A 21629-nucleotide genomic window follows, 5' to 3' on the forward strand; every position below is an offset into this window, starting at 1 on the left:
GGTAAATTAAACAGATTGGACTGAATCAGACAATCTTCAACATGACGGACAATTCTTGAGGCTGTGAGCTCTGAAACCCCGTAACTCGTCGCAACGTGAAATAAGGTTCGGTATTCCCGCCAATAGCTCAGACAGAGCAGAACCTGATCCTCCAGGCTTAACTTGGGCGGTCTGCCTTTGGCAGAGACATGCTTCTGCAATTGCTCAACCATCAAATAGAAAGTTGACCATGAGATGCCTGTGTATCGCTTGAACTGAGGATCAGAAAGCTTGTTTGAATCGATGTATTTCATCCGCAGATTATGCACGAATGCCAAGAAATCCGGAGTGCAAATATTAACCAAAAAGAAGATCGTTTTTTGATTTATGAAANTAAACACTTATTATTTTTTTTACTCATCATTGGCTTTGTTGCACAAAGANCTAATTTGAGAGTTTTTTATAGTATTTAGATTTTCTAATACGGGTAATTTCTTGTTAAAGCCCACCATATAGCTATGCTGCGCCAAACTTAGCATTTCTTTATCTTCCTCACTATTCCCATAAGCATAAATCGTCTCGTAATCTACAAGATTGATTGCTTCTAAAATCCGTAATTTCTTTTGCAGACAGCTACAGTCGGGTGTTAAATATTTTCCTGTCAATTTTCTATTTTTGATTTCAACTTTGGAACAGAGCAGCTCAATACTTAGAGTATTAGCAATCATTTCCAGATATAGATCAATAGTTGCTGAAACCAATATAACTTTATGTCCTAACTTTTGATGCATTTTCAGCTGCTCAAACAGAGTAGGGTCAAGATTCCCTAAAATCTTATTCGCGTATTGCAATGCTAAAGGGTAAATTATTTCTACATCAGCATCTTTAAACATGGCTAAATAAAGCTTTGGTCGCATGCGATGGGCAGGATAGATTTTGAGATAATAAGCAGTAATCCATGGCAGAATTCTCAGACCACGCCAAATAATATGTCGTTTTTTCAGGACATGAAAAATAAACCCTGTAAAGCTGTCATGCGAATACAGGGTGCCATCAAAGTCAAATAAGGCTAGAGCTTGAGGTTTTTGATTTTGCGCATGCATGTTTGGTAACGGCCATCTACACGGCTAGCAAACCAGTTGGTATTGTAATCACGACTCAGTTTTGGTCCAGAAATCACCACTTCAGGCATGATGGCATAAAAAGGTTCTTTACCCGTTTGTTCCTGATATAGTTTCGCTACACCACGATAGGTCATGGTGTCTTCAAAATCCTTTTCCTTTTCCTTCTTCAGGTCAGAACGGATCTGACGTTCAGTAATAATGAAATTATGCTTGGCGAATACATTGATCAGCTCACGTTCAGACTGACTTTTCTGAGAGCGGATACTGCCATCTTTGCTATATAGCAAGAGATCGCCATCCAGATCTAGTTCGGCTTCAGTCAGATCATTGAGCATGCTCTGGAAGGCAGCATTACGACTGGAATACATGCCTGAATTATAATCGGCAAAACGATAGATCGGTTTATCATAATCTGCCGGATACATCATCAGACGATGAATACCATAATACAGACCGCCATACTGACTATACAGATCGGTACGCAGTTCAGCGATATTGCCACCTTGACGCTTATGCTCCTTGGCATAGCTAATATGCACCTGCATCGAACCTAAAGTCGTAATCGGATTAAGCTTTTCGCCGATGTTTTGACCAAAGAGTTTGGCTGCACCCGTTAGGGCACTCACGTGATAATGTTTGGCCATATAGTCAAATATTTCACGATACAGTTCATCCAGTTCACGTTCAGTTTTAACCTTACGCATCTGGCTGAGATAGTTGTTATCCGGAGTAGGATGATTCTTCAGAACATCCTGGAAATATCCTGCAACTGTTCCACCGATACTTTCACCAAGTTTCTCGGTAAATTTTTCTTCCAGACGGCCTTGAACTTCTTTTACTGCTTTTTCGCCCAGACCAGCAACAGTTGGATTTGCGTGGAAATTAGATTCTTGATCCACCACTGCGACGATGGTACAGATATTCTGTTTAGTTTGGGGAATACCCAGTTGTTCGGTAATATCATAGATATCTTTAGCCCATGAATCACGATTGCTGACACGTGATGGAATCGCTTTAGGTATCTGGTCAGCTTCCATAGTTGGCTCATCAGAAGACCACCAGGAACCATTGCCACAGCCAGCGAGACTTAGGGATAAAGCAAGGACAGACCACGATTTAACAGTAAAAATTCGGTGAAGTGTGTTGTTCATGTTGTCTAAATCAGATTCCAGCAGATGAGCGATCAAGGCAGATGCAGTATACTATGCTCATCAACAAAGTGATGAATTTATATGTATATTGGTCCGTATCAACTATCAAATAATTTGATTGTTGCTCCCATGGCAGGCGTGACAGACCGTCCGTTCCGTACACTATGCAAATATTTTGGTGCAGGTCATGCTGTTAGTGAAATGATGACTTCAGACAAAACACTGCGCATGAGTAAAAAAAGTTTGTACCGTGCTAATTTCGATGGCGAACTGGCGCCAATTTCTGCACAAATTGCCGGTTCAGATCCGCGTGATCTGGCAGAGGCGGCACGGTACCAAGTCGCGAACGGTGCACAAATTGTTGATATTAATATGGGTTGCCCAGCTAAAAAAGTCTGTAACAAGCTGGCTGGTTCGGCATTACTGCAAGATGAAGATCTGGTTGCACGTATTCTGGATGCCGTTGTTGCTGCAGTCGATGTCCCCGTGACTTTAAAAACCCGTCTGGGTTATTTAAATGGTCAGGAAAATATCATGCGTGTGGCCAAGCGGGCAGAAGAAGCCGGTATTGCGGCCTTGGCATTACATGGCCGTACTCGCGAAGATATGTATTTAAACACAGCGCGCTATTCACTGATTAAAGATGTGAAAGAGATATTGAATATTCCCGTGATTGCGAACGGAGATATCGACAGTCCAGAAAAGGCCAAATATGTACTGGATTATACCGGTGCCGATGCGGTGATGATTGGACGTGCAGCACAGGGACGTCCATGGATTTTTCGTGAAATCGCACGTTATTTAAAGACTGGAGAACAGCTCGCTGCACCAAGTATTGCCGAAGTTAAAGAGGTATTACTGGGTCACTTGGCTGAACTGTATGAATTTTACGGTGAATATTCTGGCTGCCGAATTTCCCGTAAGCATATTGCTTGGTATACCAAAGGTCTGCGTTCCAGTAATGAGTTTCGTCAAAATATGTATAAGGTGGAAAGTACCGCAGATCAATATAAAGTGGTAGAAGACTATTTCAATAACCTGCTGGAGTATGGTCAGATCATGAGTGATGTGCAGGTCGAGCAGGTGAATCTTCTGGAAACAACCTGATTTTCCATATTACCTGAAATGAATTCCTTCTTAAGGTACTGTCGTTTAAACAGTACCTTTTTAATATCTGTATGCTGCAATACAGCAAGGTGTTTACATGATGGAAATACCTGTACAGAGTTAAGTACTAACTTCACTAAAACCGGACAGGACTTGGACAGTATTAACCTGAATTTTCTCTATGATAAAGGACATATACAAGATGAATTCCAATTTTGTCTAAATAAAATCAAGGGAGAATCAGAATGACAAATATTAATCGTCCAGTTTCAGAGATTAATCCAACTACTCAAACCGATCTGGTTGAGGACAATAACGCAATAAAACATGAAGAAGTTGTGAAAATGGATCCTTCAATCGCACAAGGTACTGATCCTAATTTACATCCAGCAGATACTACAAGACCCCTTGATCCAGATGACAAAGAGGCTGAAGCTGGAGATCAGGCATTGGCAACTGGTGCCGGAAGTGTAGGTGGAGCGGCCATTGGCGCAACACTTGGTATGGTGGGTGGACCAGGAGGCTCCTTGATTGGCGGAGTCGTTGGCGGCGTACTTGGCGGAATCGCAGGCAAGGATATTTCAACACCAGATCATCCAGACCATGGTATTGAAAATTTCAGTCTATTAGGAGACCATGATAAGTATTGGCGCGAAGAGTATCAGAGCAGACCTTATTATAGTGAAAGCCGCAATGTGCATGGGGATCTGGACTATGATCGTGATTATCGCGGGGCTTACCAGCTCGGTTATGAAAACCGTGAACATTACAATGGTAAAGAATTTAATGAAGCTGAACCTGACTTGCGAAGCAAATGGGAGCAATTCAAAGGTGAATCTCGTTTGACCTGGGAACAGGCTAAATATGCAGTCAAAGATGCATGGGATCGCACAACTCGCTAAACCACATTTTTAGATAAAACCTCTCTACTTCGGAGAGGTTTTTTATTGTTCTATAAATACAAATCTAACCTTTATTTGCTTTACAGCATTAGTCTGAATCCTTTAAATTAAGACTAGCTATTTTTAATACGTCTATTATATCCGAGGTATCTGACAGTCATCATTGAAAATGGGTAAGTGGATAATGTATTTAAAACGACTATTCATGAATAAATACAAAATTGAGGATTTCAAAAAATTATAATTATCTGGTTATAAAAACTATACTTATTTGATGTTTATTCATGCAATTTAGACATGTCTGTTACATCCGTAGTCTACAGGTACATAGCGTAGTATATATTCACTGAAACCGGACAGGACTTGGACAGTGTTAACCTGAATTTTCTCTATTATAAATAAATCAAAGACAAGATGAGATTTCCATCTTGGCTATAAAAGATCAAGGGAGATTTAGAATGACAAATACCAATCGACCAGTTTCAGATATTAACCCAGCTTCACATCGTGATTTGTCTCAAGAACGGACTGATGTATTAAGAGATGATGAAGCATTAAAAAGCAGCCCAACCACTTCAGGCAGTGCACGCCCAGATTTAAATTTACCAGATACCAAAAGCCATCGTGTCCCCGATATGAATGAAGCGGGTGATCATCCTGTGGCTACCAGTGCTGGAACGTTGGGTGGCGCTGCAGCAGGTGCGGCGATTGGAGCAGTTGGTGGTCCTGCAGGTGCAGTCGTTGGCGGCCTTGTTGGGGGAGTAGTAGGTGGCCTAGCTGGAAATGAAATGGCAGAATCAGCACGACCTACGCTAGATACACCAGAAGGTATTGCACTTTCAGGTTCAGAAAATTTACAGGACGATGATCACTACTGGCGTGAACAGCATCATCAGACGCCTTATTATAGTGAAAGCCGTAATGTTTATGGTGATCTAGACTATGATCGGGATTATCGTAGCGCATATCGCCTCGGTTATGAAAACCGTGAATATTACAATGGTAAAGAATTTAATGAAGCTGAACCTGATTTGCGTACCAAATGGGAACAGGTTAAAGGTGATTCCCGTCTCAATTGGGAAGAAGCCAAATTTGCAGTGAAAGATGCATGGCATCGTGCGACTCGCTAACTTCTATTTCTCATAAAAAAACCTCTCAATATTGAGAGGTTTTTTTATTTTAATGAGAAGAAAAACTACTTATTCTCGATGTTTAATCTCCAGAACCAGCTGGTTAACCAGGTCTGAAGCTTCCATTTCGCGTGTTTGTGCGGCATTTGAGCCAGCCCAGAAAGCGCCATAGCCATGATCGCCATGTTGAACGGCTGCTGCATGTAATTGCTTGGCCAGGTCATAAGTATATGGATAGGCTGGCACATCCAGGCGATCTGGGGTGTCGATATCAGTATGCCAGTGATTGATAATGCCACGCGCAGGACGACCAGAAATACTTGCAGTCACTTGAGTCAATGGCTTGGATAGCAAGGCTTTACGATAGGCTTCATTAGCATTAGAGGTTTTGCACTGTACAAATGCCGTTCCCAGCTGAACGGCTTCAGCACCAAACTCCAGCATCTGTCGTGCCTGATAGCCGTCCATAATACCTCCAGCGGCTACAATGGGCAGGGAGCAATACTGTTTAATCAGCTTGATTAAATTCGAAGTTTTGACGGAGGCATCAAATTTGGTGCTGAAAATTCCACGGTGCCCACCTGCTTCAATACCTTGAGCAATCACCACATCAATGCCAGCAGCCTCGATCGCACGTGCTTCAGCCAGATTGGTCGCAGAAACCATGGTGATAATTCCAGCCTCTTTAAGTGCTTGAACCTGATAAGAATGCGGAATACCGAAGTGAAAACTCACCGCTTTTGGACGTGTTTCCAGAACCAGATTCAGGAAATCATCATTGTCCCTAAAACTTGGATAAATGCATTTCAAGGTTTTGGGTGGTTCTATACCAAACTGGGCAAATTTATCCTTGAACTGCTCAATCCAGGCTTGAGCGACAGTGTCATCTAAGTCTTCAGTTTTATGGCAGAAGAAATTGACCTGAAAAGGCTGATCAGTCAGCTCTTGAGTTTTAAGAATCTGTTCACGCGCAGACTGTACGCTACTGGCACCTAATCCTAATGAACCCAAAGCACACTGATTAGAGACTTCAGCAGCCAGCTCAGGTGTGGAGACACCGGCCATGGGTGCTAACAGAATTGGGTGTTTAATGCCTAATTTTTCCAATAAAGACATGGCTTTGCTCCTTGTTATCACCTTACTGTGCCTTCGCCTTGAAAATTAAGCAAATCATATTGGTTATTTTATTTTGAAATATTCGACTATAGTTACATAAGCATTACATTTTCGGCGACACTCATTGTCGCTGTCCTGATCGATTGCATAGTAGGTGAAATTCTGCAGTTTTATAATGCTGTTTTAGTTAAATTTTACTGAACTCATGTCTGATCGTATACGTGAAAAACTACAGATTCTCGCTGATGCTGCCAAATATGATGTGTCCTGTTCATCTAGTGGCAGCAATCGAAAGAATAAAGATAAAGGTCTAGGCAATACCGGCAACGGGATCTGTCATAGCTATACTGAAGACGGTCGCTGTGTTTCCTTGCTAAAAATCCTGTTTTCCAATGTCTGTATTTATGACTGTTCGTATTGCGTTTCGCGCCGTTCCAATGATGTAAAACGGGCCGCTTTTACCGTGCAGGAAGTGGTTGATCTGACCATGAACTTCTATCGTCGTAATTATATTGAAGGGCTGTTCTTGAGTTCAGGTATCTTTAAGTCTGCCGATTACACCATGGAGCGTATGCTACAGGTAGTCAAGAAACTGCGGCTGGAAGAAAACTTTAACGGTTATATTCACCTTAAGACCATTCCGGGAGCTTCGCAGGAAATTATTACTGAAGCAGGTCTGTATGTGGACCGGATGAGTATCAATCTGGAAATGCCAACAGAAGATGGGTTACGAAAATTTGCCCCAGAGAAAACTCATGCTGAAGTACAGAAAGATCTGGGCATTGTGCGTGATCGTCTGATTCAGATGAAAGACGAAAGTAAAATTATCAAGGCTGTACCCAAATTTGTACCGGCAGGCCAGACTACACAAATGGTGGTTGGGGCGCATAATGAAACGGATCGCGATGTCATTCTGATGGCGGATCGGCATTACAAGGAATTTAAGCTAAAGCGTGTGTATTTTTCCGGTTATATCCCGATTAATGCTGAAGAAAAAGCACTACCGGCCGTGGGTTCAGCGCCACCATTATTACGTGAAAACCGGCTGTATCAATCTGACTGGTTAATGCGTTTTTATGGTTTTGATGCTGAAGAAATTGTCGATGACCAGCATCCGAATCTGGAACTGGATATTGATCCAAAGCTCAGCTGGGCATTACGTCATCCGGAAGCCTTTCCAGTCGATCTTAACCGAGCCGAATATAAAATGATTCTGCGAGTACCGGGAATCGGAGTGCGTTCCGCCAAGAAAATCGTTCAGGCGCGCCGTTTTGGTCAGATTCATATTGATCAGCTGAAACGTATGGGGGTGGCTTATAACCGTGCGCAGCATTTTATCCACTGCGCCGATACACCAAAATTTAAAAAAGAACAGCAGTCACAACAGATTCGGCAGCAGATATTGCAATCGGGTTATTCAAAATATCAGCAGCAACTTTCACCTCAACTGGGATTAGGGTTCTGATGGCCTGTTACTGTTTTGATGGCACGATGACAGGACTATTGAGCTGTATATTTCGTGCTTTTGAATTTCGTGAATTTGAAGTCAGAATTACTGCCAATCCGCATGCACAAAATGGTCTGTTTGATGATTTTATTCATGTGGCGTCGAATGATGCGCATGGCCAGCGTGTCTGGCAAGGCTTAAAGCAGAAAGTCGGTTCAGGCAGCTTGAGGGCTTTTTACTATACCTTTTTGGCGGAGCAAGAACAGGCTTTCCAGGTCCTGTTTGACTTTGCGGTATATGTCTTTCAGAGTCAGCGTCCAGTGGATCAAGACTATGGTCATGCTGCGGTATTGGGCATGTCACAATGGGCAAAACAGGTGGGACGTGAAAAGCACCGGATGGAAGCTTTTGTGCGTTTCAAAAAATGTCAGGATGGTTTGTTCTTAAGTTTGATCAAGCCAGATTTTAATGTGTTACCGATTATTAGCAAACACTTCAAGGAACGTTATCAGGATCAGACCTGGCTGATTTATGATGAACAGCGCAAATATGGTATCTACTATGATTTAAAAAAATTACATCAGGTAGAAATGAATGCCGTACAAATAGATCCACAAGTCCGGCTTGGACATAGTCAGTCTTTCAGCGTTGAACTGGATGATGAGGAATTACTCTATGACCAGCTTTGGAAAGACTATTTTCATAGTGTGAATATTCAAGCACGTAAGAATATGAAGCTGCATATTCAATATGTGCCTAAACGCTATTGGCGATATATGAATGAAAAAGCACTTTGAAACACATGCTTCAGGATTTTCAGGCATAATCAGAGCGCTATTGTTTTTTGATTGAGTGATGTGTTTATGAAGGTATGGCTGAGTACATTGGCGCTAGGCTTGACGTTGACTGCATGTTCGCAAGAACCCGAAAAGGTTGAGGTCGACCCCGCTCAGTATCAGGTTAAAAATGCTCAGGAATTACAGCAACGCTTTGATACCCTCAATCAAAAACTGGCAACTGACTTTAGCCAGTTTAAGAAAGTCGAAAGTATTGCCTTTGCGCATCAGTTCCCTTTAGATGTAAATAACCTGAGAACCTTGAATCAGCATTTGGTCGCAAGCACAGCACTTAAGTCCAGTAAAATGGCCTATTGCGATATGATGAATGGCTATTTTGCCGAGATGTATCGACTGGGACATTACAATCTTAATTTAGTGAATGATATTCAGCTGCCAAATACAGAAAAAGAAGATCTTAAAGCGAATTTTTTAACGGCTGATCAATTCTATACCTTTATTCTGGATCGCTATACCAGCTATCGTCAGGTACAACAAACCATGAACTATGGTTGTAATCTAAAAGCGGCACTATAAATTTTTAAAATTATTCAGTGCATAAAAGAAGCCCATCATCAGATGGGCTTCTTTATGCTGGAGTATTAACAGCCGGTCAGTTTTTCTGGCTGAGGTTTTTCGCCCGGGAAGAAAATCGGACGGAGTTTTACCCCAATACCATTCCCCACAAAGGCAAATACCAGCCATAACCAGCCATGTACACTGCCTGAAGCAATACCACTGAAATATGCGCCAATGTTACAGCCATAAGCCAAACGTGCGCCGTAGCCAAGCATCAAGCCACCAATGACTGCTGCCAGTAATGAACGTTTTGGAATATTGAAATTCGGTGCAAATTTACCTGCCAGACTTGCAGCAAGGAGGGCGCCAAGCATGATGCCAAAGTTCATCATCGACGTGATGTCAAACCACAGTGATTCTGATAATGCTTTAGCATTGCCTGGTTGTTGCCAATATGCCCAAGAAGCAACATCTACACCTACGAAACTTGCCGATTTCGCTGCCCAAACGGCAAGGGCAGAAGTTACCCCCCATGGACGTCCAGCCATTGCCAAAGTCGCAAAGTTAAGCAGGGTTAAAATGATACCGCCCCAGATCAATGGCCATGGTCCACGAAGAAAGCGTTTCCAACCTTGATACTGGCTTTGTGGTTCAGCTTCCAGACTGCCATGGCGTTTCTTTTCGAGGAACACAGTCGCAGCGGCAATAACTGCAAATACCAGAAAACTGAGTAACAGGGCAGGTACTACCCCGAAACTTTTCACAATCGAAATGGGTGCCAGATGTGGCAGATTAAACCACCAGTCGAGATGAGACGTTGCAATCAGCGAACCGGCACAGAAGAAGAACAGAGTTACCAGCATACGCGCACTACCACCACCAACGGTATAGAGCGTACCTGATGCACAGCCACCACCGAGCTGCATACCAATACCGAAAATAAAGGCACCAATCATGACTGACATGGAAACAGGATTAACATTGCCTTTGACAGGATTACCGAACAGCTCACCAGCACCAAGGGCGGGAAAGAAAAGCAATACTGCCAGAGCGAGCATAATCATTTGCGCGCGTAACCCACGACCGCGGCGTTCCTTGATAAACACACGCCAGCTAGAAGTGAAACCAAAGGAGGCATGGTACAGGGTCATGCCCAAGGCGCCACCGACCAGGAACAAAAGCGCCTGATTCAGCCCTACGATTTGATAGGCACCGACCGTACCTAAAGCAAGTAAAATAAATGATACCCAAACCGATATATTAGATCGGTTTGAGGATGCAGCAATCGCTGACATAGGAGAGATAAAATATCAAAAAATAAAGTGTGTCATTTTACAGCGCTGCTTTTTCAAAGCGAGTCCAAAACCTAGAATTTACATTCCAATATCTGATTCATCATATCAATTTAATTTATATTAAATCAGATTGAAGTGAAAGAGCGAGATATTCCAGTAAAGGAACAGCATGGCAGCGATAGCAAAAAAGGGAATATATTAACTGGCATTTAGCTTTGACGTCTTGGTAAAGTAAGCTGCTAATCGCGTCTAAAATTGCCAGTGAAAACATACCTACCATTATTGCGGCAGCTGAGATCAGTTGCTTAAGACTGAGCAAGATTTAAGACGTGGGAAATAATGTTCGTACAGAAAAGACAAGGGTAGCTGGTCTGCTAGTTTTTAATGATTTAGCGGTGGTATTGGCATGAACACTGATCTCATCCCAAGCACGGGCCAAGGCTCCAATGCATGATGATCCAGCTATATTGCAATCTCACGCCAGTTCTTGAGTAACTACGTATAATATAAATCCAGATCAATTGGCTGAGTTCGGCTTCAGGATTCACTTTTCCAGGTATCAAATCTGAAAGATAGGTGAGAGAATAAAAAAGCCTGCAAAATGCAGGCTTTTTAAAGCACTGGGGGCTTGAAAAAGAATCAAGTAACCAGAATTAATTTTCAGCTTCTTGGCGTACTTTTGCTGCGCCTTCTTCAACTGAACCTGCAACAGAGGCTGTTGCATCTTTGGCTGCTTCTTTAGCACGTTGGGCTGCAGCTTCAGCACTTGCGGCTGCTCTATCTGTTGCTTCCGCCGTATTTGCTGCTGCATTATCCAGAGCTTGGTCGGTTTCAGCTGCAGCTTCGCGGCTCGCATCTTCCATATCATGACCTGCCTGTTCCGCAGCATTCTCCAGGTGCTCACCTGTACTTGCGCCAGTTTCAGGTTGTTTCTCCTTGCTACAGCCTACAAGTGCCACAGTTGTCGCCAAACCTAAAGCGATAAGAAGTTTATTCATTGTGTTATATCCTTTTGTTGTCATAGATCATTGATATAAAAATATTATCGGAATCACGTGCTTCAGAATGCTACAAAATGTGGCGTTCATGTAAATTTTGTCAACCGTTTTATAAACTATTGAAAACAAAAAAGCCTGCTCGAAGGCAGGCTTTTTAAGCAAGAAAAATTACAGTCCAGCAGAAGCACGTAATGCTTCAACCTTATCTGTTTTTTCCCAGGTAAACGCAGTATCTGAACCTTCACGACCGAAGTGACCATAAGCTGCTGTTTGCTTATACATCGGCTGGATCAGGTTTAGCATACGGGTAATACCATATGGACGCAGATCGAAGTGCTCACGAACCAATTGAACGATCAACTCGTCAGATACTTTACCGGTATTAAAGGTATTGATTGAAATAGAGGTTGGCTCAGCAACACCAATTGCATAAGACACCTGAATTTCACATTTATCAGCAAGTCCAGCCGCAACGATATTTTTCGCTACATAACGACCTGCATAAGCAGCAGAACGGTCAACTTTTGATGGATCTTTACCAGAGAATGCACCACCACCATGACGCGCCATACCACCGTAAGTATCTACAATGATTTTTCGGCCAGTCAGACCACAGTCACCTACAGGACCACCGATTACAAACATACCGGTCGGGTTGATGTGGAATTTGGTCTCTGCATGGAACATTTCAGCTGGAATGATTTTCTTCACGATTTCTTCAATCACAGCTTCTTTCAGGTTCGCCTGTGAAATTTCAGGATCATGTTGAGTTGAAAGGACCACTGCATCTAAACGTACCGGCATGCCATTTTCATAAGCGAAAGTTACCTGGCTTTTCGCATCTGGGCGTAACCATGGTAATGAGCCATTACGACGTAATTCAGCCTGCTTTTCCATTAGGCGGTGCGCATAAGAAATTGGCGCAGGCATTAATACGTCAGTTTCACGGCTGGCATAACCAAACATCAGGCCCTGGTCACCGGCACCTTGATCTTCTGGCTTTTGACGGTCTACACCCTGAGCAATTTCAGGGGACTGTTTACCGATCATGTTGATCACGGCACAGGTTGAACCATCAAAGCCAAGATCAGAATGATGATAACCAATGCCATTTACGGTTTGACGTACGATTGCTTCAAAGTCGACGTTTGCAGTTGTTGTGATTTCACCGGCAAGTACAACCGCACCCGTTTTTACAAGCGTTTCACAAGCAACCCGCGCATATGGGTCTTCTTTTAAGATTGCATCCAAAATAGCATCACTGATTTGGTCAGCCATTTTATCTGGATGGCCTTCGCTTACAGATTCCGAGGTAAATACAGCGTACTCGCGCATAAGTCCTATCACAGTTAAATTTAAAGACCCGATATGTTACATCGTGTTGCGTCGAAGGACTAGGTTTGAACGGTAAAATTGGCTGAAATTGTTTCAATTTAATTTGTTTTTATTTGAATACTGGTATTTGAAAAACTGATATACCGCTCATATCAGTGGCTTTTGCTTATGTTTTGCTCAAGAAAAATCTGGTAGCTTTTTTTGGTCATTTTTTGTAGCAGCAGAGCTAGGCTTCTTATACCTTAGATTAATTTTTCCAAAGAAGAAGCAATCTTATTGTTTGAAAATGCATTTTACTGTCGCAAACCACTCCATCAATCGTGATGATTTAAGCTAAGGTTAATGAGCTAAAAACTTTATTAATCTGATCGGCGCATAATATATAGAAGAATTGCATCAAGACTTTGATCTAAAATTTATAAAATTTCATTAGATGTATAAGCCTACAGACTAGGCCTTATTTACTAAAAACGAAGAAGAGGGCAAAAGGTAAAATACAGCAGCGAGCTTTAGTTTATTTTTAGTCCTGCCGATGAGAGAAATAATTTGAATCAATAAAAGTTATATATGTATATTTAAGTGACTGACATTTTCAAGCTAATAATAAAAATTTGCTAGAAGGGAACTCGCTTGTAAAACATAAGAAAATTAGGGTTTTTATTGTGATGAAAATTGAGTATTAACCGGTGCCTGTACTTAAAAGTGTAGATTAAATGTACGTTGACCAATCTAAACAACAATAAAGTGATAAATATTGTAGGCTGGTCTTTACCCCTCGCTGTTTTTTTAAGACAATATGCAGCAGTTTTGAAAGTCTTTTCATCATTTTCTATTTCTGAATTATTTGGACACTGATTTATGACAACCCCGCTTAATGAACGTCGTGTTGCAAACGCAATTCGTGTATTGGCAATGGATGCTGTGCAAAAAGCAAACTCAGGACATCCAGGTGCTCCAATGGGGATGGCAGACATCGCTGATGTGGTTTGGCGCGAATTTTTAAGCCATAACCCGACTAACCCGAATTGGGCGAACCGCGACCGTTTTGTATTGTCGAATGGTCACGGCTCAATGCTGCAATATGCACTTCTTCATTTAACGGGCTATGATCTTTCAATCGAAGATTTGAAATCATTCCGTCAATTGCATTCTAAAACTCCAGGTCATCCGGAATTGGGCTATGCACCTGGTATTGAAACCACTACTGGTCCATTAGGCCAGGGTATTGCCAATGCCGTAGGTTTTGCACTGGCTGAAAAAACGCTGGCTGCGCAATTCAACAAAGACGATATTCAAGTTGTTGATCACTTTACTTACTGCTTCCTGGGCGATGGCTGCTTGATGGAAGGTGTTTCTCACGAAGCATGTTCATTAGCGGGTACTTTGGGTCTAGGCAAGCTGATCGCTTACTATGATGATAACGGCATTTCGATTGATGGCGAAGTTGAAGGCTGGTTCTCTGACGATACAGAGCAACGTTTCAAATCTTATGGCTGGCAAGTGATCAAAGTTGACGGTCATGATGCTGATGCCATTCGTCAAGCCACTGTTGAAGCAAAAGCTGAAGCGAACAAACCAACCATCATCATGTGTAAAACAGTGATCGGTTTAGGTTCACCAAACAAACAGGGTAAAGAAGACTGTCACGGTGCACCTTTAGGTAATGACGAAATCGTATTGACTCGTGAAGCGCTTGGCTGGTCAGACGAAGCATTTGTTATTCCTGAAGATGTATACGCAGCTTGGGATGCCAAAGAAAAAGGTTCACAAGCTGAAGCAGCATGGAATGAAACTTTTGCCGCTTATGCAGCAAAATATCCAACAGAAGCAGCTGAATTAAAACGCCGTCTTTCTGGTGATCTTCCAGCTGACTTCGTTGCAAAAGCAGATGCTTACATTGCTGAAGTAAATGCAAAAGAAGAAACGATTGCGACACGTAAAGCGAGCCAAAATACGTTACAAGCTCTTGTGCCTTCACTACCAGAAGTACTAGGTGGTTCTGCTGACCTTGCAGGTTCTAACCTGACACTTTGGAAAGGCGCGCAAGGCGTACAGGACAATCCAGCAGGTAACTATGTTCACTACGGCGTACGTGAATTTGGTATGACTGCGATTGCCAACGGTGTTGCACTGCATGGCGGTTTCATTCCTTATGTAGCAACATTCCTGATGTTTATGGAATATGCACGTAATGCAGTACGTATGTCTGCACTGATGAAACAACGTGTGATCCATGTATATACTCACGATTCAATCGGTCTGGGTGAAGATGGTCCTACACACCAGCCAATCGAACAAATCGCATCTTTGCGTGGTACACCAAACCTGAATACATGGCGTCCATGTGACACCGTTGAAGCAGCGATTTCCTGGAAATCTGCTTTAATGCGTTCAGAAGGTCCAACAGCGTTGATCTTCTCTCGTCAAAACCTGCCATTCCAAACGCGTACTCAAGCACAAATTGAGAATGTAGCGAAAGGTGGTTATGTTCTGGCTGAAGAAAAAGGCGAATTGAAAGCGATCATCATTGCGACTGGTTCTGAAGTTTCTCTTGCAATGGAAGCTTATGCACAGCTCGAAGGTGTGCGTGTCGTATCTATGCCATGTGCTGAAGAGTTCGTGAAACAGGATGCTGCGTATCGTGAAGCGGTTCTTCCTTCAAATATTCGTGCACGTGTAGCGGTTGAAGCTGCACATGTGGATTACTGGTGGAAATTTGTAGGTCTGGATGGCCGTGTGATCGGTATGACCACTTATGGCGAATCTGCACCTGCTAAAGACCTGTTTAAACACTTCGGCATTACAACTGAAGCTGTTGTAGCAGCTGTAAAAGAGATTATTGCTTAATCAACTGATTAAGTCGTTTTTTAAGGGCGCCCCAGTTTTGGGGCGTCTTTTGTTTTTCACTTTTTAGTGTTGTTTTCATGTGGCAACCGCTAAAAAGTTCTCCCATAGTCAAAATGAAAGAGTGAGATAAACATGAGCTTGTATGAACAAATTAACGATGAAATTACTTTAATGGATGCAGGCGAACAGAAATGGATCGGGCAGGATCTGCCTCTTGAAGCAATGATGGCAGTTGAGCTGTTACTTCAGGATCTGGCGGCTGAAAAAATTATTAAAGTGCGTCGTAAGAACCATGAAAAACATTCTGGTTTAAAGCAGATTGACCGTATTCTGGTGGAAAAGCTTTAAAGTTGAAGACTTAAATAGCCCCACATGGGGCTTTTTTTGTACAAAAATAATCATCTGTATGAGTCATAGATATATTTTAAAAAATTGGTATGAGTAAAAATAAAAAATATCTTATCTTAATCATCAAAATAGCCTAAGCTAATTGAATCTATTTGAAATAGAAGAATCGTATAAAAATGATGATACAAGACCAGATTCAAATTGAGCCTCTAGAAAATATTACACAGCAGGAGTGGTTGCCATTATGGTTGGATTACCAGAATTTTTATCAGACTCAGCTCAGTGAAGAGGTAGATCAGCATACCTGGCAAAGGCTTACTGATCTGACATTCGGCAATATGTATGGATTCGCAGCGATTCTGAATCAGCAGGTTATCGGCATTGTGCATGTCATTCAACATGACAGCTGCTGGACTTTAACGCCGTATGCCTATTTGCAAGATCTTTATACGCATATTGATTTTCGAGGGCGGGGTGTGGCACGAGCCTTGATTGAGAAAGTATATGTAGATGCCAAACAGCGTGGATGTGATCGAGTGTATTGGTTAACTCATGAGAGCAATCGACAAGCACAGCAGCTTTATGATCAGGTTGCCAAGAAAACCGGTTTCATCCAATACCGAATGGATTAAAGCTCAAAAATTAAAAAAATAACTTACAATTTTATCGTTTCATCGCTGCAACAAAACGTTTTATCTTTAGGGCTGTAAATATTTCTGAATTCTATACACTTGAAAACATCCAAAACGAGAGATAAAAACATGAATTTCAAAACATTAGCATTAGGCTTAGCGGTTTCATCGGTAGCAACATTTTCTATGGCGAAGCCGGTTGCGTATACCATTGATCCAGGCCATACCGCGACCGTATTTAGTTGGAGTCACTTTGGTTTCTCGACACCATCTGCGAACTTTAGTGATATTCAGGGCACGATTACGGTTGATAATGAAAAGCCTGCTAACTCATCAGTGAATGTAACTATTCCGGTATCGAGTATTAATACCAATGTTAAAGCACTGGATGAGCATATTCAAAAAGCAGAATTCTTTGATGTAGAGAAATATCCAAACATCACGTTTAAAAGTACCAAGGTTCAGGCTTTAGGTAAAAACAAATATAAAATCACCGGTGATTTGACTATAAAAGGTGTAACCAAGCCAGTTGTGCTGGATGCAGTATTAAATAAACAGGCCGTTCATCCAATGACAAAACTGCAAACAATTGGCTTCAATGCGACCACGTCATTTAACCGTTCAGCTTTCAATGTGGGCGCTTATGTGCCAAATGTCGGTGATAAAATTACTGTAAACATTACCACTGAAGCATCTGTATCCGCTGCGAAAAAATAAGAAAAGACAAATTTAAAAAGCACCCTGTTGGGTGCTTTTTTATGGATGAAAATTAAGCTTTGCTAGAAATTAGTAGATAGCTAATCTGAATAAATATCTTTTATCATCCACTTAATTTGAAGAATAAAAATTAGCTGGTTTGAATGTGCTTGAGAAATTCTTGAAGAATGGACACCGATACAGCTTCTAAAGCAGCAGCATATTGCTGATTGTCGGCACGTAAGGCTGCAATGTCGATATTCGCATGACGCAGCTCACAGGTATGGCCAATCAGCCATTTCTCCAGACGCTCAGCTTCCACTTCAGCATGAAATTGCAGTGCCAGAATATTGCTGCCAATCCGGAAAGCCTGATTTGGATAGACCGCAGAACTTGCCAGAAGCTCAGCCTCTGTGGGCAGGTCGAACGTATCTCCATGCCAATGTAATACTTCAAGATTTTCCAGATTTTTTAGTGGATTATTCTCTACAGATGCAAGGCTAAGCTTGGACCAACCAATCTCTTTGCTATGACCTGCATACACTTTTGCTCCTAATGCATGCGCAATGAGCTGTGCACCTAAACAAATTCCTAAAGTCGGCAAATTTTGCTGTAAACGAACTTTCAGTAAGTCTATTTCCTGTTGTAAGAAAGGATAGTCTTCAGTTTCATAAACGCCGATTGGACCACCTAAAATCACCGTCAGACCTGTATGTTCAAATGCCTGGGTCAGGTCATCGACCCCTGCTTCAAAATAACGTACGCGTAGGCCGAGCTGATAGAAAGTATCTTCCCACGCGCCAAGGTCTTCAAAGGCAAGATGCTGGATGGCATAGACCATGTCTGGAAATTCGTCAAAATTAAGCATGATGGTGACTGATCAAAGAAATGATTTAATTTAACGTGAATCATATGACTTGGAAAGCTGAATTCAGCTCAATGAGCTCCTCCATTTAGCAGTGGATTGGTTGCAATTGCTTAAACTCTGTAAAGATACTCCGCTATTGTTCACTTCAGTTTGGGTATAACTTGGAACTTGATGACCGTATGCAATCCCATAGTTTTATATACTGATAACAACTCCATTAGGGGAGCCATGCTATGCAAAGTCTAAGCCTTTATATTGATCGTAAAAGATTAAGTCCCTATGCCATGTCGGTTTTTGTGGCCCTTAGAGAAAAACATGTCGATTTTAAAGAGATTAAAATTGATCTGGATAAGGATGAAAATAAATCGGATACCTATCTAAGAATCTGTAAAACTGGAAAAATTCCCTGCTTATCTGTGGATGGCTGGTCAATTTTTGAATCCATGGCAATCACTGAGTTTCTGGACGAGCTTTTTCCAGCACCTGATTATCCGGCTCTTTATCCGGCAGATATTCGGGCGCGTGCTAAATGTCGGGCGGTTCAGGCATTGCTTAAATCTGATTTTAGTCTGATATGTCAAAATATGCCTTCAACAGGTATCTTTCAGCCATTACCAGAACCCTATGTTCCAGACCGGCATACTCAGGTGGAAATTGATCGATTAACCAGAGTAAGTGAGGCTTTGATTGGCGATCAATGGTTAAGTTCACAATGGAGTATTGCAGATTTTGATTTAGCCTTCATGCTACATCGATTATTGAGTTTTAAAGTTCGTATTTCTGAAAAACTTTATAGTTATGTCATGCGGAATTTTCAGCGAGAATCTGTACATGTCTGGTTTAAACTAAGAGAACTGGAACGAGGTACATGGGATCCATCACCATTTGATGTACCGTGAGTTGAGAAAAGCTTTCAGGGTTGATGGATTTTAGTCATGATTTAATTGTTTATATAACTCCTGAATTGAGCAGAAATCAGGAGTTATTTATTCATGGACATCTTCAGGATGTTATTTTAATAAATCTAATAGGGCATCCGCCGTTGCTGCAGATGATGCTGGATTTTGTCCGGTAATCAGTAAGCCATCCTGCTGCACATGGACTTGCCAATCATCAGCTTTGGAATAGTTCCCGCCATTTTCCTTCAGCATATCTTCGACCAGGAATGGAACAATATTCGTCAGGCCGACTCCCTCTTCTTCGGTATTGCTGAAACCAGTCACTGATTTGCCTGACACAATTGAGTGGCCTTCACTATCTTTTACCTTTTTCAGTACTCCTGGCGCATGACAGACCAGTGCGACAGGCTTATTGGATTGCAAGGTTTCTTCAATTAAATGGATTGAAGTGTAGTCATTGGCTAAATCCCATAACGGACCATGCCCACCTGGATAGAATACGGCATCAAACTCATCTGCATTTACTTCGCTTAATTTATGGGTATTGGCTAAAGCACGCATAGCAGTTTCATCTGCTTCAAAACGTCTGGTTGCTTCAGTTTGGGCATCTTCAGCACTGCTTTTAGGATCAAGCGGCGGGTGACCACCTTGGGGGGAGGCTAAAGTGATTTCGGCTCCCGCATCAATGAATCGATAATATGGTGCAGCCAGTTCCTCTAGCCAGAAACCGGTTTTTTCGCCTGTGTCACCAAGTTGATCATGTGAGGTCAGAACAATCAAAATTTTCATATATTTACCTAAGATTATGTCAGATTTAAAATTTAATAAGTAAAATTATTGGATAGATGGATAGGAGAAAAATTGCCATCGTTAAACTGGAAACTTAAATTTAAAACAGCTTGGATTTGATATTGTGTGGCAATTCTTAAAACAAATGTTGTGGAAAACATCATTATGATTGATCAGAACTTTTCTTTTTCTTTCCACCACCATCCTGTTTATTGACTGTAGACCAAGCAATACGTTCAGCCTCTTCTTCAGAACGTCCTTGTTCTTTCTCACTTTCTTCAATATGTTTAGCTTGCCGTTTCTGTTTTTCCGTATAGTCAGATTTATCACCTCTAGGCATAGTCTGATCCTCACATGCGGTCTAATATGGGAATGACTATAACAAGGACTTGATTTAGGCAAAGTAAGCTTCTGTCAGGATTTGTTTGAATTGTTTTATAGCTCATTAAATGACTGGAACATTTATATCTAACTTATTTTTAGTTCTAAAGATGAAGTCAATTTTAAAATCTTAATTTTGAACAGGATAATGATCCTAGAGCCATTATCCTAAAGCTTTTATTTAGCCATTAACAATGCTGCCACCATTTACGTGAATCACCTGACCCGAGATATAGCTGGCTTCTTCACTAGCCAGAAATAAATAGGCTGGAGCGACTTCACTTGGCTGTCCCATGCGGCCCATCGGTGTCTGTTTACCAAATTCTTTTAAGGTTTCTTCATCAAAACTACTTGGAATAAGTGGGGTCCAGATCGGGCCGGGTGCAACCCCGTTAACACGAATACCTGTCTTGTTTTTCAGCAAATTGGTCGAAAGACTACGGGTAAACGTGGTAATTGCACCCTTAGTGCTGGAGTAGTCGATCAGTTCATCATGTCCGTGATAGCTGGTAATACTGGTGGTATTAATAATACTGTCACCTGCCTGCATATGTGGGAGAACCGCCTGAGTTAAATGAAACATACTCAGAATATTGGTGTTAAAAGTTTGATATAGCTGTTCAGGAGAGATATCGGTAATACTTTTCTGCGGATATTGTACTCCTGCATTATTTACCAGAATATTAATTGTCTTGAATTCCTGAATAGTCTGTTTCACCAGATCTTGAATTTCTTCTGGTTGCTGCAAGTCACATTTGATCAGTAGACAGCGCTGTCCTTCTGCTTCAACCATTTTCTTTGTATCTTTTGCATCCTGATCTTCATCCAGATAGCAAATCGCGATATCCGCTCCTTCACGGGCAAACAGGACAGATACCGAACGGCCAATCCCACTATCTCCACCGGTAATAAGAGCAACTTTGCCTTTCAATTTCTCGCTACCTTTATAGTGAGGTTTAATGATCTCTGGCTCTGGGTTCATTGCAGTCTGAACACCAGGCTGATGGTCTTGTGTTTCAGTTGAATTTGGGGTTTCAGGATAATTATTCATATATTTTCAGGTCCATTGTTTAGTGTAATGACAGAAAAATATATTAGGGAGATTTTCCAGAAATAGGCTAAGACCTGACATTTCATAACAGAATCTATGCAGGAGATTGCATTTGTTGAATTAGGTTTACATTTGAAGGTTTATATAAAGATATTAGATGTGTGATTCATAGAGATCAT

Annotated in this window: 22 protein-coding genes; 11 read left to right on the forward strand and 11 right to left on the reverse strand. The window is 41.7% G+C overall.

Going from position 1 to position 21629, the window contains the following annotated elements; all coding sequences use genetic code 11:
* The 3 genes from BK820_RS13395 to BK820_RS13405 all read right to left on the reverse strand — a co-directional run.
* Positions 1–293, reverse strand: a 293-nt coding sequence (locus BK820_RS13395) for a transposase family protein (RefSeq protein WP_213030830.1), incomplete at its 3' end; no start/stop codon positions are given.
* Positions 294–392: 99 nt separating this feature from the next.
* Positions 393–1082, reverse strand: coding sequence for an HAD-IB family phosphatase (locus BK820_RS13400; RefSeq protein WP_071321206.1), 690 nt, complete (start codon positions 1080–1082; stop codon positions 393–395).
* On the reverse strand, positions 1049–2254 hold the full coding sequence (locus BK820_RS13405) for a DUF1615 family protein (RefSeq protein WP_026056709.1): 1206 nt from the start codon (positions 2252–2254) through the stop codon (positions 1049–1051). The genes BK820_RS13400 and BK820_RS13405 overlap by 34 nt, the downstream gene beginning before the upstream one ends.
* Positions 2255–2335: 81 nt before the next feature.
* Between BK820_RS13405 and dusB the strand changes: the two genes are divergently transcribed.
* The 3 genes from dusB (at position 2336) to BK820_RS13420 (ending at position 5393) form a co-directional block, all read left to right on the forward strand.
* On the forward strand, positions 2336–3361 hold the full coding sequence (gene dusB, locus BK820_RS13410; protein WP_071321207.1) for a tRNA dihydrouridine synthase DusB: 1026 nt from the start codon (positions 2336–2338) through the stop codon (positions 3359–3361).
* 245 nt (positions 3362–3606) lie between these two features.
* Positions 3607–4263 carry a hypothetical protein gene (locus BK820_RS13415; protein ID WP_071321208.1) on the forward strand — a complete coding sequence of 219 codons (657 nt, stop codon included), beginning with the start codon at positions 3607–3609 and terminating at the stop codon, positions 4261–4263.
* A 458-nt stretch (positions 4264–4721) separates the two neighbouring features.
* Positions 4722–5393, forward strand: a complete 672-nt coding sequence (locus tag BK820_RS13420) for a glycine zipper domain-containing protein (protein ID WP_048882268.1) — start codon at positions 4722–4724, stop codon at positions 5391–5393.
* A gap of 69 nt (positions 5394–5462) precedes the next feature.
* Here the strand turns inward: BK820_RS13420 and BK820_RS13425 are convergent, their stop codons facing one another.
* Positions 5463–6509, reverse strand: coding sequence for an NAD(P)H-dependent flavin oxidoreductase (locus BK820_RS13425; protein WP_071321209.1), 1047 nt, complete (start codon positions 6507–6509; stop codon positions 5463–5465).
* A 205-nt stretch (positions 6510–6714) separates the two neighbouring features.
* Here BK820_RS13425 and BK820_RS13430 point away from each other — a divergent pair, with 205 nt between their 5' ends.
* From BK820_RS13430 to BK820_RS13440, 3 genes are all read left to right on the forward strand, one after another.
* Positions 6715–7974: a putative DNA modification/repair radical SAM protein gene (locus BK820_RS13430; protein WP_048882266.1), complete on the forward strand. Its 1260-nt coding sequence runs from the start codon at positions 6715–6717 to the stop codon at positions 7972–7974.
* On the forward strand, positions 7974–8753 hold the full coding sequence (locus BK820_RS13435) for a TIGR03915 family putative DNA repair protein (RefSeq protein WP_071321210.1): 780 nt from the start codon (positions 7974–7976) through the stop codon (positions 8751–8753). Before BK820_RS13430 ends, BK820_RS13435 begins: the two co-directional genes overlap by 1 nt.
* A 66-nt stretch (positions 8754–8819) precedes the next feature.
* Positions 8820–9329, forward strand: coding sequence for a hypothetical protein (locus tag BK820_RS13440; protein WP_071321211.1), 510 nt, complete (start codon positions 8820–8822; stop codon positions 9327–9329).
* Between the two features lie 65 nt (positions 9330–9394).
* Here the strand turns inward: BK820_RS13440 and BK820_RS13445 are convergent, their stop codons facing one another.
* The 3 genes from BK820_RS13445 to metK all read right to left on the reverse strand — a co-directional run bounded on the left by BK820_RS13445 (position 9395) and on the right by metK (position 12939).
* On the reverse strand, positions 9395–10606 hold the full coding sequence (locus BK820_RS13445; protein ID WP_071321212.1) for a YeeE/YedE family protein: 1212 nt from the start codon (positions 10604–10606) through the stop codon (positions 9395–9397).
* 653 nt (positions 10607–11259) lie between these two features.
* Positions 11260–11604 (reverse strand): hypothetical protein, encoded by a 345-nt coding sequence (locus BK820_RS13450; RefSeq protein WP_004894290.1) that lies wholly within the window; start codon positions 11602–11604, stop codon positions 11260–11262.
* A gap of 168 nt (positions 11605–11772) precedes the next feature.
* Positions 11773–12939, reverse strand: a complete 1167-nt coding sequence (metK, locus tag BK820_RS13455) for a methionine adenosyltransferase (protein WP_004812553.1) — start codon at positions 12937–12939, stop codon at positions 11773–11775.
* 858 nt (positions 12940–13797) lie between these two features.
* Here metK and tkt point away from each other — a divergent pair.
* The 4 genes from tkt (at position 13798) to BK820_RS13475 (ending at position 17483) form a co-directional block, all read left to right on the forward strand.
* Positions 13798–15786 carry a transketolase gene (tkt, locus tag BK820_RS13460; protein WP_071321213.1) on the forward strand — a complete coding sequence of 663 codons (1989 nt, stop codon included), beginning with the start codon at positions 13798–13800 and terminating at the stop codon, positions 15784–15786.
* Between the two features lie 132 nt (positions 15787–15918).
* A complete protein-coding gene (locus BK820_RS13465; protein WP_004812556.1) occupies positions 15919–16134 on the forward strand; it encodes a hypothetical protein in 216 nt (71 codons plus the stop codon).
* 176 nt (positions 16135–16310) lie between these two features.
* Positions 16311–16766, forward strand: coding sequence for a GNAT family N-acetyltransferase (locus tag BK820_RS13470; RefSeq protein WP_071321214.1), 456 nt, complete (start codon positions 16311–16313; stop codon positions 16764–16766).
* 129 nt (positions 16767–16895) lie between these two features.
* Complete coding sequence (locus tag BK820_RS13475; RefSeq protein WP_071321215.1) at positions 16896–17483, forward strand: YceI family protein; 588 nt, start codon at positions 16896–16898, stop codon at positions 17481–17483.
* A gap of 130 nt (positions 17484–17613) precedes the next feature.
* Here BK820_RS13475 and BK820_RS13480 read toward each other — a convergent pair whose 3' ends face one another.
* Positions 17614–18330 (reverse strand): glutamine amidotransferase, encoded by a 717-nt coding sequence (locus tag BK820_RS13480; RefSeq protein ID WP_071321216.1) that lies wholly within the window; start codon positions 18328–18330, stop codon positions 17614–17616.
* Between the two features lie 233 nt (positions 18331–18563).
* Between BK820_RS13480 and yfcF the strand changes: the two genes are divergently transcribed.
* On the forward strand, positions 18564–19229 hold the full coding sequence (gene yfcF, locus BK820_RS13485; RefSeq protein ID WP_071321217.1) for a glutathione transferase: 666 nt from the start codon (positions 18564–18566) through the stop codon (positions 19227–19229).
* 111 nt (positions 19230–19340) lie between these two features.
* On the opposite strand, the gene BK820_RS13490 is transcribed toward yfcF, so the two are convergent.
* The 3 genes from BK820_RS13490 to BK820_RS13495 form a co-directional block, all read right to left on the reverse strand.
* The gene (locus BK820_RS13490) at positions 19341–20018 is read right to left on the reverse strand and encodes a type 1 glutamine amidotransferase domain-containing protein (RefSeq protein WP_071321218.1); all 678 of its coding nucleotides are present in this window, start codon (positions 20016–20018) and stop codon (positions 19341–19343) included.
* Positions 20019–20181: 163 nt separating this feature from the next.
* Complete coding sequence (locus BK820_RS15530; protein WP_171260620.1) at positions 20182–20358, reverse strand: hypothetical protein; 177 nt, start codon at positions 20356–20358, stop codon at positions 20182–20184.
* 222 nt (positions 20359–20580) lie between these two features.
* Positions 20581–21450 (reverse strand): SDR family oxidoreductase, encoded by an 870-nt coding sequence (locus tag BK820_RS13495; protein ID WP_048882256.1) that lies wholly within the window; start codon positions 21448–21450, stop codon positions 20581–20583.
* Between the last annotated feature and the right edge of the window lie 179 nt (positions 21451–21629).

Source organism: Acinetobacter sp. LCT-H3 (assembly GCF_001866125.1).
Classification (GTDB): domain Bacteria; phylum Pseudomonadota; class Gammaproteobacteria; order Pseudomonadales; family Moraxellaceae; genus Acinetobacter; species Acinetobacter schindleri.

Coding starts and splice junctions, on each gene's coding strand:
- BK820_RS13435 (WP_071321210.1), top strand. CDS start 7,974: ATGGCCTGTTACTGTTTTGATGGCACGATGACAGGACTATTGAGCTGT.
- BK820_RS13465 (WP_004812556.1), top strand. CDS start 15,919: ATGAGCTTGTATGAACAAATTAACGATGAAATTACTTTAATGGATGCA.
- BK820_RS13470 (WP_071321214.1), top strand. CDS start 16,311: ATGATGATACAAGACCAGATTCAAATTGAGCCTCTAGAAAATATTACA.
- metK (WP_004812553.1), bottom strand. CDS start 12,939: ATGCGCGAGTACGCTGTATTTACCTCGGAATCTGTAAGCGAAGGCCAT.
- BK820_RS13475 (WP_071321215.1), top strand. CDS start 16,896: ATGAATTTCAAAACATTAGCATTAGGCTTAGCGGTTTCATCGGTAGCA.
- tkt (WP_071321213.1), top strand. CDS start 13,798: ATGACAACCCCGCTTAATGAACGTCGTGTTGCAAACGCAATTCGTGTA.
- BK820_RS13450 (WP_004894290.1), bottom strand. CDS start 11,604: ATGAATAAACTTCTTATCGCTTTAGGTTTGGCGACAACTGTGGCACTT.
- BK820_RS13445 (WP_071321212.1), bottom strand. CDS start 10,606: ATGTCAGCGATTGCTGCATCCTCAAACCGATCTAATATATCGGTTTGG.
- yfcF (WP_071321217.1), top strand. CDS start 18,564: ATGCAAAGTCTAAGCCTTTATATTGATCGTAAAAGATTAAGTCCCTAT.
- BK820_RS13440 (WP_071321211.1), top strand. CDS start 8,820: ATGAAGGTATGGCTGAGTACATTGGCGCTAGGCTTGACGTTGACTGCA.
- BK820_RS13425 (WP_071321209.1), bottom strand. CDS start 6,509: ATGTCTTTATTGGAAAAATTAGGCATTAAACACCCAATTCTGTTAGCA.
- BK820_RS13490 (WP_071321218.1), bottom strand. CDS start 20,018: ATGAAAATTTTGATTGTTCTGACCTCACATGATCAACTTGGTGACACA.
- BK820_RS13480 (WP_071321216.1), bottom strand. CDS start 18,330: ATGCTTAATTTTGACGAATTTCCAGACATGGTCTATGCCATCCAGCAT.
- BK820_RS13495 (WP_048882256.1), bottom strand. CDS start 21,450: ATGAATAATTATCCTGAAACCCCAAATTCAACTGAAACACAAGACCAT.
- BK820_RS15530 (WP_171260620.1), bottom strand. CDS start 20,358: ATGCCTAGAGGTGATAAATCTGACTATACGGAAAAACAGAAACGGCAA.
- BK820_RS13405 (WP_026056709.1), bottom strand. CDS start 2,254: ATGAACAACACACTTCACCGAATTTTTACTGTTAAATCGTGGTCTGTC.
- BK820_RS13415 (WP_071321208.1), top strand. CDS start 3,607: ATGACAAATATTAATCGTCCAGTTTCAGAGATTAATCCAACTACTCAA.
- BK820_RS13430 (WP_048882266.1), top strand. CDS start 6,715: ATGTCTGATCGTATACGTGAAAAACTACAGATTCTCGCTGATGCTGCC.
- dusB (WP_071321207.1), top strand. CDS start 2,336: ATGTATATTGGTCCGTATCAACTATCAAATAATTTGATTGTTGCTCCC.
- BK820_RS13420 (WP_048882268.1), top strand. CDS start 4,722: ATGACAAATACCAATCGACCAGTTTCAGATATTAACCCAGCTTCACAT.